The organism is Tolypothrix bouteillei VB521301, from assembly GCF_000760695.4.
Taxonomy (GTDB): domain Bacteria; phylum Cyanobacteriota; class Cyanobacteriia; order Cyanobacteriales; family Nostocaceae; genus Scytonema; species Scytonema bouteillei_A.
Map to the genome: position 1 here is coordinate 6,000,178 of NZ_JHEG04000001.1, position 13,277 is coordinate 6,013,454.

7 protein-coding genes are annotated in these 13,277 nt (G+C 43.3%); 6 read left to right on the forward strand and 1 reads right to left on the reverse strand.

The features are described from left to right. Positions 1–148: 148 nt before the first annotated feature. On the forward strand, positions 149–1,489 hold the full coding sequence (locus tag HC643_RS24250) for an efflux RND transporter periplasmic adaptor subunit (protein ID WP_038078942.1): 1,341 nt from the start codon (positions 149–151) through the stop codon (positions 1,487–1,489). Between the two features lie 108 nt (positions 1,490–1,597). After that, the gene (locus tag HC643_RS24255; protein ID WP_038078939.1) at positions 1,598–4,774 is read left to right on the forward strand and encodes an efflux RND transporter permease subunit; all 3,177 of its coding nucleotides are present in this window, start codon (positions 1,598–1,600) and stop codon (positions 4,772–4,774) included. A gap of 479 nt (positions 4,775–5,253) precedes the next feature. On the opposite strand, the gene HC643_RS24260 is transcribed toward HC643_RS24255, so the two are convergent. Then, positions 5,254–6,270: a DUF2235 domain-containing protein gene (locus HC643_RS24260; protein ID WP_038078936.1), complete on the reverse strand. Its 1,017-nt coding sequence runs from the start codon at positions 6,268–6,270 to the stop codon at positions 5,254–5,256. Positions 6,271–7,376: 1,106 nt separating this feature from the next. Between HC643_RS24260 and HC643_RS24265 the strand changes: the two genes are divergently transcribed. From HC643_RS24265 to HC643_RS24280, 4 genes are all read left to right on the forward strand, one after another. Next, the gene (locus tag HC643_RS24265; protein WP_050045211.1) at positions 7,377–8,570 is read left to right on the forward strand and encodes an MFS transporter; all 1,194 of its coding nucleotides are present in this window, start codon (positions 7,377–7,379) and stop codon (positions 8,568–8,570) included. A gap of 408 nt (positions 8,571–8,978) precedes the next feature. After that, the gene (locus HC643_RS24270) at positions 8,979–10,817 is read left to right on the forward strand and encodes an energy transducer TonB (RefSeq protein ID WP_167844744.1); all 1,839 of its coding nucleotides are present in this window, start codon (positions 8,979–8,981) and stop codon (positions 10,815–10,817) included. Positions 10,818–10,868: 51 nt separating this feature from the next. After that, positions 10,869–11,264, forward strand: coding sequence for a VOC family protein (locus HC643_RS24275; protein ID WP_038081939.1), 396 nt, complete (start codon positions 10,869–10,871; stop codon positions 11,262–11,264). 46 nt (positions 11,265–11,310) lie between these two features. Then, positions 11,311–12,978, forward strand: coding sequence for a response regulator (locus HC643_RS24280; protein ID WP_038081941.1), 1,668 nt, complete (start codon positions 11,311–11,313; stop codon positions 12,976–12,978). The last annotated feature ends 299 nt before the right edge of the window (positions 12,979–13,277 follow it).

Here is a 13,277-nt window from a genome sequence, read left to right on the forward strand (position 1 = left end):
AGATAAATAACTGGAGGAAAGCCATTATATTTGGGTAGGTCACATATCACGATTTACCGACATAGCCTCGACCAAAAGATATAAATCTTATACTAGGATAAAAATCCTATTAGCTTCCAGTTAGTTTCTCCTTAGGTGCCTGTAAGTCATGAAATTCTCTGAGTCTCAAACTCATTTTGAAGATAATCTTCCAGAGGGAACCTCAGAAGAGCCACCTCGCAAACAGCGGCGGTGGCTTTGGTTGTTGGTAGCTCTGGGAGTACTGGCAGGAGGAGGCTATGCACTTTGGCGTTTCCTTGCCCCCGGACAAAAAGAACCTACGCCTGCTAGCGCTCAGCCCCCTGGGGTAAGAGTTAAGATATCTACGGTGCAAACAGGTATCATAGAGGACAGTTCGGAGTTTGTTGCCAATCTGGAATCTCGTCGGTCGGTCAATCTTCAACCCAGAATTCAGGGTCAGATCGCTCAGATATATGCTAGAGCGGGAGATACAGTAGCAGCAGGAGATCCAATTATCCAAGTTGATGCCAGAGAGCAACAAGCATCTGTGAGTAGTGTTGCAGCAGCAGCAGAGGTAGCGCGATCGCAATTGGAAAATGCGCGTGCAACTCTTCAATCCCTACAAGCAGAGCGCTTATCGAATCTATCTGATGTGAAATTGAACCAGCGAGAATACGATCGCTATGCTCGCTTAGCTGCAGAAGGCGCAGAATCCCGACAGGTACGAGATCAGTATGCAAATAGGTTAGAAACAGCACAAGCGCAACTCCGTGCTACAGAAGCGCGGATAAAAGCACAAACTGCCAGTATCATCCAATCAGAAAAATCTTTACAGCAAGCACAAGCAAATATTAATCAACAGCAAGTTCAACTTCAGTACTACAAAATCACTGCTCCTTTTCCGGGTACAGTTGGAGATATACCAGTCAAAGTGGGAGATTTTGTCAATACATCTACACAATTAGCTACAATTACGCAAAACCAACCTTTAGAATTAAACATTTTTGTACCAATTGAGCGCGGACCTCAATTACGTAAAGGAACACCAGTGGAGGTCATGGACGCACAAGGTAAAAGTTTAGGCATGAGTCGGGTATTTTTTATTTCACCAAGTGCAAACACTAACAACCAAGCAGTACTGATTAAAGCCCTTTACGACAACAATAGAAATCAACTGAGGGCAGATCAATTTGCACGAGCTAGAGTGATCTGGAACCAACGCCCAGGAGTTTTAGTTCCAACAACAGCCGTCACTCGAGTAGCAGGAGAAACCTTTGTGTATGTAGCTCAAACACCACCAGCATCACCATCACCGCAATCCGCGCAAGGCGGAGGATTTCAACTTGTAGCTCGGCAAAAGCGAGTGAAGTTGGGCAATATCAAAGGTAATAATTACCAAGTTCTTGAAGGATTGCAGCCAGGAGATAGAATCATCGTCTCAGGGCTACTCAATCTTAGAGATGGAGCACCGATTATTCCTGAATCGTAAGTCATGGAAGACGGGCTAATAGCTAATAGAAGACGGGCTAATTCATAACTATTAGCCATTAGCTATTAGCTATTAGCAACTGGCTTTTTAGCAATTAGCAATTTTCCTATGTTCGTTGACTTCTTTATCAAGCGACCTGTATTTACGAGTGTTTGCGCGATCGTTATTTTTCTAGTGGGAGCAATCAGTATTCCCACGTTACCCGCAGCGCAGTATCCCGAAATTAGCCCAGTTCAAGTAAACGTTTCTGCCAATTATGTTGGTGCCAATGCTGACGTTGTGGAAAATACCGTAACCACTCTTTTAGAAAGAGAAATTAACGGGGTTGAGGGCATGAAGTACATGACCTCAAGTAGTAGCAGTACTGGCAATAGTACCATCACAGTCACATTTGATGCATCGCGGAATAAAGATATTGCAGCAGTTGACGTACAAAATCGAGTGTCTCTAGCTGAACCTCAGTTACCAGAAGCAGTCCAGCGAACGGGAGTCAGTGTTAGCAAGCAATCTAACAATATCTTGTTAGCGATGGGACTGTACAGCGACAAGAACGAGTATAACAACATCTTCTTAAGCAACTACGCTGACCTCTACTTAGTAGATGCCCTACAAAGAATTAACGGTGTGAGTGAAGCTCGGATTTTTGGCGAACGCCGTTATGCAATGCGTCTGTGGCTCGACCCCAACCGGCTTGCAAGTCGCAGCCTCACAGCCCAAGATGTGGTTGATGCTCTCAACGAGCAAAACATACAGGTAGGTGCTGGACAAATTGGTCAGCAACCTGCTCCAGAAAGCCAAATGTATCAGGTAGACCTGCGGGCGCTGAGTCGATTTAGAGAACCATCCGAATTTGAGGACATGGTGATTAAATCCGGTCAGGATGGTACGCTTGTTAAGCTCAAAGATATCGGTCGGGCAGAACTCGGAGCAGAAAACTACAACACATTCCTTAGATTTAGAGGTCAAGAAGGTGTTGGGATTGGAATATTTCCAATTCCAGGTAGTAATGCTTTGAGTGTTGCGAAGGCTGTTAAAGAAGAAATGGCAAAACTTGCCCTGGATTTTCCACCAGGGATGAAATATCAAGTGGCGTTCGATACGACCTCGTTTGTAGAAGAATCACTCGCAGAAGTTGCCAAGACATTGTTTGAAGCAATTATCCTCGTTGTTTTAGTGATTTTTCTTTTCTTACAAGATTGGCGCACCACTATCATTCCCATCGTTACTATTCCCCTGGCATTGATTGGCACTTTTGCCTTTGTAAAAGTGTTCAATTTTTCCATCAATACCTTGACCTTATTTGGTTTAACCCTAGCAACAGGTATGGTGGTCGATGATGCGATCGTTGTAGTAGAAGACATTGCCCGTCTCATTCAACAAGAAGAGATGTCGCCACGTCAAGCCGCATCTTCCGCAATGCACGAACTTTTTGGAGCAGTTATCGCGACTTCTCTAGTGTTGATGGCTGTGTTTGTACCGGTTGCTTTCTTTCCTGGTTCAACAGGCCAAATTTACAAACAATTTGCTTTAACAATAGCCTTTTCGATCGCAATATCTACCTTCCTTGCGGTTACCCTCACTCCTTCTTTAGCTGGCTTGTTACTGCGTCCCCAGCAAAGACAGGGCGGTATTTTTGGCTGGTTTTTTGGTATAATTAACCGATTTCTTGATGCCATGACAAGCGGGTATACTTGGTTACTCAAGCGCCTTGTCCGTCTAAAAGCTATTGTTGTACTGTTGTTTGTTCTGTCTTTAGGGTTTACAGGATGGCTTTATACTCGCGTACCTACAGCGTTTATTCCTGATGAAGACCAAGGATATTTCATCACTATCATCCAAGGTCCACAAGGAGTTTCGCTTAATTACACGAGTAAAGTTATGCGTCAGGTAGAAGAGGAAATTCTCAAGTTACCAGAAGTTGTAGGGACTTTTGCCATAGGTGGTTTTGGTTTTACTGGTAGCACGGTCAACAATGGTGTTATTTTTACAACCTTGAAACCTTGGGATGAGCGGACTCAACCAGGTCAGTCAGTACAAGGAATTATTGGTAATTTATTTGGAAAGCTATCCACAATTACGGAAGCGAGGGTTTTACCAGTTAACCCACCAGCCATCCAAGGTTTGGGTAACTTCAGCGGCTTTGAATTCCAGTTACAAGACAGAAGAGGTACGAGTGGCTTGGATGCTATGGTACAGGTCATGGGTCAATTACTTGGTCAAGGAAATCAAACTCCGGGGTTACAAGCTGTCTTTAGTACCTTTGCTGCAGATACACCTCAACTTTTAATTGAGGTAGACCGCAATAAAGCTAAAGCTCTACAAGTCGATGTTGATGAGATTTTTAACACTCTACAAAGTTATTTGGGTTCCCGCTACGTTAATGACTTCAACTATCTTCAGCGGACTTACCGAGTTTACGTTCAAGCAGATGCTCAATTCCGTTCCAATCCTGAAGATATTGGTCGTTTGTATGTCCGTTCTGCTAGCGATCGAATGATTCCCCTCAGTAATTTAGTGAAAATAACTTCAGCAACTGGGGCGCAGACCATTAACCATTACAACTTATTTCGCTCGATTGCAATTAACGGTGCTGCAGCACCCGGTTTTAGTTCCGGACAGGCTATTCAAGCAATGGAGGGACTCGCAAAACAAATTTTACCAGCAGGTTTTGGTTATGAATGGTCGGGAACTGCTGCAGAAGAGTTACAATCTGGCGGTCAAGCACCTCTCATTTTTGGTTTGGGGTTGGTCTTCGTCTTTTTGGTGCTAGCAGCACAATATGAAAACTACGTTGACCCCTTGATCATCATGCTGTCAGTTCCCTTAGCTATCATGGGGGCGCTATCAGCTCAGTTGTTAAGGGGCTTACCTAACGATGTCTTTTGTCAAGTTGGTTTGGTAATGCTTATTGGTTTGGCAAGTAAAAACGCAATTTTGATTGTGGAGTTTGCTAACCAATTGAGAGACCAAGGTCTTTCGATTGCTAAAGCTGCTGTGGAAGCATCACAACAACGTTTGCGACCCATTCTGATGACTGCTCTTTCTACTCTGTTGGGTATTTATCCACTAGCAGTCGCTACAGGTGCAGGTGCAGCAAGCCGTAAATCTTTGGGGACAGCCGTGTTCGGTGGAATGTTAGTAGCAACGTTCTTAAGTTTGTTTGTTGTGCCAATCCTTTACATCGTAATTAGCAATATTCGCGCTCGCTTTGCGCCACGCCGTCCTTCATTGGCGTTAGAAGCTGCTGAAAAAGGCGATCGTGTTCCTTATGAAACGCATCGCTAAATACGGGTAAAATGCAATAAAAAGGAGTAAGAGTCAGACTCTTACTCCTTTTCATTGCCATTTTTATTAAGAAAGGCAGAGGGCAGCTTTGCAGGAGGCATTCGAGAATACTGGCTCCGCTCTCTGCGAGTGACCAAAGGGAACAAGGGTTTAAGACCCCGACTGAACGGAGTTCAGTCGCTACCATTTAGGAGGGGTCTGAATCCCCTTCTAAATGGAACCTTCTGCCCTCTGCCTTCGTACTTCTGCCTTCTTCAATTTAAATGTGCGTTGCAGTGAAAGTTATCTTTTTCCCGTTTAGCCAGTTCTTCCGCTCACTCAAATAGCAATACTTTGCGGAGTTCGAGACGGTAGGAGATAGATATAGGGTTTTTGACCGGATTTTACCAAAGTAGCATTCCGCTCGGAAGTTTTTTGTTCGATTTCCCTCAAACGCTTTTGAAAGTCTTTGAACGCCTGCTTGTCTTGTTGCAGGTAACTTATACGTGGGTATCTAATTTGGAAAGAATTTGTTGTAGATTCTTGGGTCTATAATCCTTACGACCTTTCAAACGCTTGAGCGTGCTATCATGAAGATCTTCAATGGCATCACCGACTTCACGAAGTTTGATTCCTGCCAATTTAAAGAATCCAGGATCGTTCTTAAAGTCACATTCATAATTGGGGTTGATACCTGTAGGAATCATACTTGTATCGAAGTCAAGTCCCAATCCCAACTCACCAATCGAATCAATCATCCACTGCAAAGCAGCATCGGATAAACCGCTTTGTTCTTCGGTTCCACCACCAACGCAGCCATGCTCGCCAGGAAACCATTTTTGAATCACTCGCTGGTTTTCAGCCTCAGGATGCTTCTTCATAGGAGTCACATCAAAGACTTCGCGGATTTCATCGATCGCCATTGCGTGCAAAGCATTTTGAACGCATTTGTTTAAAGTGGTGTCATGGAATCTGTAGCGCTTATTCAATTGCTCGTGCAGCTTACTGAAGGCGGGTAATCCAGGGATACCAAGCGCACCAACAGTATCAAAACAACCGACCAAAGTGATAGGAACGCGATCTCCGTAGCTTTCACGATATTCTGCTGCTAAGCGATCCTTAGGTTTAATATTTCGGTTACGGTAAAGCTCGTAAGCTTCATGGGTTTTGGTAACATGAGGGCGATCTAGCAGACCAGAGCAATAGATCATACCTGCTAAACTTCTTACCGTGTAAGCACCACGACTGAAGCCAAACAAATAGATTTCATCACCAGGAACATAGTTAAGACTCAGAAATCGGTAGCCATCTTCTATATTTCTATCGATTCCCAGTCCAGTCGCGCCCCCTAAAACCTTTTGACTCTCGGTTCCAATACCTTCGTCATAGAACACGATCTGTGCAACCCCATCACGGGCGATAGATTTCACGGATTGAGCCAGTTTCACCACATTGCTTGGGTAAGGGCTAGTTAACTGTTGCCAAGTTCCATCACAACAAACAACAAGACGCTTCATATTTCTATTTCAAAGCTTTTGAGACTTAGATCGACATTTTATTAAGGAAGGCAAAGGGCAGTTATGAAGAATCAAATGGAAGGTGATATTAATACCTTTTATTCCATTAACAAAGCTGCTCCAGTGGTTTAAAATCCCTCTGGTTGCAAGCTATCTACGAGTTTTTGGAAATCTCAACTCCAACAAACATCATTCCTGTTACCCTCTACCTCCGAATCTTCAATCAGTTATGGGTTGGCCATAAAACTAGGAAACACGCCTTAACATCGTCTTGACAAAAAGTCTTGTCAATACATAATTAAAGAATCAAATTTATCATTCAATTCCATTATTTTCTTACAAGAGTTTGACGATCTTCATGTTGTTCTTTATTAAGAACTCTCAATAAAGAACAACATGTGTTTGAGGAAGATTGTCTGTTTGGTATCAGGAAGTATTTTGGAAATAGTGATGATAGATTGATAGACAGTAGTAATGCTAAGGTTCTATTTGATTTCTAAAACTTTATACTATTAAGTTTTAGTGTCATGACTATAGTGGCATAAATAAATTCTCAGAGACAACTGATATATTTACGTAAATCAGGTTGGAGTGCGATTGAAATTGAGAAGCTTGCGTAAGTATAAGTGTAAGACTAATTCCTGAAATCTTTGAAACAAATGAGATTCCCCCTGGTTGAACGGGACTTGGCGATCGCATATAGCAATCATTTAGTAGCATGGTATAAGTAAATACAAGTATGTATGAGGAGTTCGCAAAGAAGTGTCCTTGATATTTAACTACTCCTGCGGTATTGGCATCTTGCCTCTCATGCTATACGATTTAAAGATGCATTAGCTTACCACAGCGTGGTGAGTTCCTTCCCTGTACCTGTCAAGTGAATTTCTCATATATCCAAGTTAGAGCCCTGACTTCTTAAAAAAGCCGGGTCTCTGGGATCTGTAAATTTTTACCAGAAAAATAGGATTGCCATAACCGTAAAAACTCCACCATAGAGATTCTTGTGTCTTGAAAGTCATCAATACTTAAGTTGATGCGGACTTTTTGATAAATTGATGCATTGGTACTAATTACTTACAAATCTCTTGTATTGAGAAATTAAATTCATGGAACCAGCCAGCCCAGACAGCCAGCCAGAGTCACCCAAACCATTGTACTTAGACACAAATTTTCAAATTATTTGTGCAGTTTCTCTCATAGCAGTCATTGGAGTTTCTAGCATTACCCCTGCTTTTCCTAAACTAGCTCAAGCATTAAATGTTGACCCAAAAAATTTGGGATTATTAGTCACGGTATTTACTTTTCCAACTGTTATCCTAGGTCCTTTTATTGGTGTCCTAGCCGATCGCATGGGGAGGAAAAAAATTATTGTTCCTTCTCTGTTTATATTTGGTCTAGCAGGTACAGCTTGTGCATTAGCTCGCGATTTTAACCTGTTGCTTTTACTGCGGTTCCTACAAGGAATTGGTGCAGCTTCTTTGCTATCTCTCAGTATTACCTTAATTGGCGATATATATGCTGCTGATAGACGCACAATGGCAATGGGTTACAATGCTAGCGTTACTAGTATTGGTACAGCATTTTACCCGACAATAGGTGGTTTGCTAGCAACTTTTGGTTGGTACTACCCCTTTTTATTGCCTGTAACAGCAATTCCAATTGGGTTTCTGGTATTATTTACATTGAAAAATCAAGAACCCCAGGGAGAAAGAAACTTAAAAGAGTATTTGAAAAATGCTCTACAAACTTTAAAAAATCGCAAATTAGCTGGGTTATTTATTGGTAGTGCTGCTAACTTTGTTCTTCTCTACGGGGCTTACATAACTTATCTACCTCAACTTATTAGTCAGACATTTAAAGCGCCCGCAGCTACCATTGGATTATTACTATCTAGCGTTTCCGTGGCTATTACAATTACATCATCACAATTAGGAAGGTTATCGAAAAAGTACCACTCTACAACATTGATTAGAGCATCTTTCATTTTATATGCTTTAGCTCTGTTAACTGTTCCCCTAGTAAAGAATATTTGGTTACTCTTGATTCCGACGACAATTTTTGGTATTGGTTTGGGAATTGGTTCTCCAAGTATACAAACTCGGTTAACCGAGATTGCACCAAAACAGTATTTAGCGACAATTTTATCTGTCAATGGCACGTTTTTTGGATTGGGCCAAACTTTAGGACCGCTACTGATGCTTGTAGCTTTTGGTTTTGGAGGTATCAACAGCGTGTTTTATTTAGGTGCAGCATTTTCCCTCTTAATTCTCGTTGTGTTTAAATACTGCACCTGTTTATAAGTTAAGCTAGCTCCCCTACAGCCTCAACCCAACATTTTCAGTTGGATACAAGGTATTTACGATCGCCTATCCCTGTTAGAATGACTTATAAAAGTTTGATTTAGGTGGCAATTCCTTATCTTTTTCCTCTGCGCGATCTGTAGATTTATAGTAAAATACTTAACTATAAATCTACAGATTACGTAGAGAGAAGAAGTCAGAAAACTATTGCTTTTCTGAAGTTTTTATTCTGCTGCAAGCAAGATAAGAACATTTTCCGCAAGAACATGAAAGACAGGAGTGCAGATTATTCGGTAATCTTTCTATAATTAAGGAGAAAAATACTCGTTATACGTAGCTGGAACATACCAAACCAATGTTAGATACAATTTTGAGGCTGTTGTTAAGAAAATAGGACACTAGCTCGCTATGGTTAAGTCTTATACATCACAGCCAGAAAAGACAGAAAAGACAGAACAGAGGGATCGCTTTCCCAGAGATTTGCTCTTTTATCTGGTCACTTCCATCCTCCTACACGCCATCGTATTATTTGGCATGGATTATTGGTTGCAAGTTTTTAAGCCCAATCGCGAGAAAGAACTTTCCCAACCCATTCCAATAGAATATCTTGAAGTTCCTCCCGAACCAGCAAAGAAACCTCCAGAAACCTCAAAACGAGCAGCCAGAGATTCTGCAAACGGTGGCAAAGTTAAACAGAAAAGCTCAATTGCTGTCACAAAATCGGCATTACCAGCAGAATCCAAAACCCCTACTGTTCGCCCTCAAACCTTACCCGAACCAAATCCAGCAACAGTATCGCCACCACAGCCACCAACGCAACAACCAGCAATATCACCAAATTCATCATCTCAACAACAGCAATCGCAACCATCACAAGCGATCGCACCTCTGGCGCAACAAACAGAACCTCAAATCGCTCGCTCGGAAGTTCCCACCAACACTTCTCCAGAACCGCAACTTCCACAAAAAGAGGAAAATCCATCTGTTGTAACACCAACACCCGAAATACAACCAGCACCAACTCCCAACGATACAACAGCATTAACCAACAAACTCCGACAATCCACTCTGGCGCGTCGCGTTAGGACGTCCCCATCACCCGCAACGCAACCAACACCAACTCCCGACACCACAGCATTAACCAACAAACTCCGACAATCCACTCTGGCGCGTCGCGTTAGGACGTCCCCATCACCCGCAACGCAACCAACACCAACTCCCGACACCACAGCATTAACCAACAAACTCCGACAATCCACTCTGGCGCGTCGCGTTAGGACGTCCCCATCACCCGAAGTACAACCAACACCAACTCCCGACACCACAGCATTAACCAACAAACTCCGACAATCCACTCTGGCGCGTCGCGTTAGGACGTCCCCATCACCCGCAACGCAACCAACACCAACTCCCAACGACACCACAGCATTAAACAACAAACTCCGACAATCCACTCTGGCGCGTCGCGTCAGGACGTCCCTATCACCCGAAGTACAACCAACACCAACTCCCAACGACACCACAGCATTAAACAACAAACTCCGACAATCCACGCTAGCGCGTCGCGTCAGAACGTCCCCAACACCCGCAACGCAACCAACACCAACTCCATCTGCGATACCATCACAACCCAAACCCCAGCAAACAACTATTGCTCGCAGTACCACTTTTACAAAACCTAAACCCAGCCAAACAAACCTTGCACCTACAACTAAACCAGCAAATCGCACACAAAAGCTGGTAGCTAGCCCTTCATCCGGACAATTACAACCTAGATCGACTCAAAGCACACCACCTAAAGTTAAGCCATCTCGGACATCAGGAGCAGCGAGTCGTTTGGGTGGTCCAGTCAGTTTATCAAGTCGCAATATTGAAAATTTAGCCGCCCTACCTGATTCTAACCCCTCCAATCGAGCTGTTGATGGTATGGATGCTCGCAAGGATGACTTGGGTCCCTATCTAGCACAATTGCAGCAACGAGTGAAGCAGCAATGGATACCCGGACTTACCCAATCGTCCCGCCGAACAGTCCTTTACTTTACTATTAGTCGTTCGGGTCGAATCACCGGTCTTCAAGTTGCACAACCCTCTGGATTCGACGCTATTGATGAAGCTGCGCTGAACGCCGTCCAGCGAGCAGCACCTTTTGCTCCTTTACCAACTACGTATTCAGGAAACTATTTATCTATTGAATTTACGTTTAGTATTAACGTTTATGGGCAACTCGATTTATTTATGGGGCAATAGAGACAGCGAAATAGGAAAATAAATAATTAAACTCTCACCTATGGGGTCAAAATGAAAGTTGATACGGCATATACAAGATTGCTTGTCAAAAACTGGAAAGATTGCTTTTTCTTCTATAAAGAGGTTATTGAATTTGATGTTGCAGTGGTAGATGAAGAAGCCGGATATGCTGAGTTTAAAGCGGGAGATATGCGGTTAACTCTATTTCGACGACAAGAAATGGCACAAATGATTCACAATGCCGATAAGCCTGCTCATGCAGAATGCCAAGATACTGTAGCTCTAGTTTTTATCGTACATGATTTAGAGGAAGAATATCAGAGATTGAGGCATAAAGGCGTGAATTTTACTGCTGCACCCATGAATAATCCATACTACAACTTAAAAACAGCTTATCTTCGAGATCCAGATGGCACTCTCATTGGTTTGTACCAATATTTAATGTAATCTAAAATACACCAGGAATTTAACAAGGGGAGGTTGTCAAAGCGCTATGGCTACGAAACCTGTAATTATGACGGTGGACGACGATCCAGAAGTTTTACAAGCTGTGGCGCGGGACCTACGCCAAGAGTACGGCGATCGCTTCAGAATCATCCGCGCCGAATCTGGTGCTAGTGCGCTCGAAGCGTTAGAACAGATCAAGCTCCGCAATCAGCCAGTGGCATTGTTTTTAGTCGATCAACGAATGCCACAAATGTCTGGAGTGGAATTTTTGGAACAAGCCATGTCAATGTTCCCTGATGCAAAACGGGCATTATTAACCGCCTATGCAGATACCGATGCTGCGATTCGCGCCATCAATAACACCAAAATCGATTACTACTTGATGAAGCCGTGGGACCCACCAGAAGAACGCTTATACCCGGTGCTTGACGATTTGCTAGATTATTGGATAGCAGATTTCCGTCCACCATTTGAAGGCATTCGTGTTATTGGCAATCGCTGGTCTCCCCATTCCCATCAAATAAAAGACTTCTTAGCGCGGAATCAACTACCTTATCAGTGGTTGGATATCGAACTATCAGAAGAAGCACAAAAATTAGCTGAATACGCTGACTGCGATAAATTAAATTTACCCCTCGTTCTTTTTGCTGACGGTTCCACTCTCATGCAGCCAACCAACCTCCAAGTTGCTGAGAAAATTGGGCTGCGAACCCAAGCAGAAAAGCCATTCTACGATTTAATTATCATTGGCGGTGGACCGGCTGGTTTGGCAGCTGCGGTATATGGCGCATCGGAAGGGCTACGCACTGTCATGATTGAACGAGAAGCTCCTGGAGGTCAAGCAGGGACAAGCTCGCGTATTGAAAATTACCTTGGTTTTCCTGTTGGATTGAGTGGGGGAGACTTGGCACGACGCGCTGTTACTCAGGCAAAACGCTTTGGTGTTGAGATTCTTACTCCGCAAGAAGTTACGGGTATTCGCTTACAAGACCAGTATCGAATTGTACAATTGGGTGATGGAAGGGAAATCAGTTGCCATGCCATGATTTTGGCATTAGGTGTCTCGTGGCGGCGGTTAGACATTCCAGGGTTAGAACGTTTGACAGGTGCAGGAGTTTATTACGGTGCGGCGCAGAGTGAAGCTTTGAGTTGCCAAGGAGAAGAAGTTTACATCATAGGAGGCGCAAACTCAGCAGGACAAGCGGCAATGTACTTTTCTAGGTATGCCGAGCACGTCACTATGCTTGTACGTGCTGATTCTTTAACAAAGAGTATGTCCCAATACTTAATTGACCAAATTGCAGAAACACCAAATATTACAGTTAAGACACATACGAGCGTGATAGAAGCAAAGGGCGAGACAAGTTTAGAAGCACTGACTCTTCAAAACTCCTTAACTGGTGAAACACAAACTGTTAGAGCAACTTCCTTGTTTATCTTTATTGGTGCTGTTCCCCGTACCGATTGGTTAGATGGCGCGATCGCAAGAGACGAACGCGGTTACATATTAACGGGTCCCGACTTGCAAAAAGATGGCAGCCCTATTAAAGGATGGACGCTAGACCGCAATCCCTTTTTACTAGAGACAAACATCCCCGGTATTTTTGCAGTCGGAGATGTGCGTCACGGTTCGGTGAAGCGAGTCGCTTCTGGAGTGGGTGAGGGGTCAATTTGCGTTCAGTTTGTCCACCGATATCTGAGTAATGTGTTGTAAATGGTTAGTAGGGGCGCAAGGCATTGCGCCCCCACAGTGGTTGGTGGTTAAAATAAAAGAGTATCATTATCAAAAAACAACGACTAACTTATCTTTAATTCTTGCCTTTGCGACTAGAAGTCGCGGCTATACAAGCGAAACCCACCTACGTGGGTTTCAGAACCTTTATTCCTTTTCACTATCATGACCCTCTAACTTAGAGTCATGTTAAAGAAATTTGTACATTCCAATGGCTCGTGAATTTATTTTTTCTCTTTAATTTAAAATATTTTTGGTCAACAAAGTCCTCATAGGGTCAA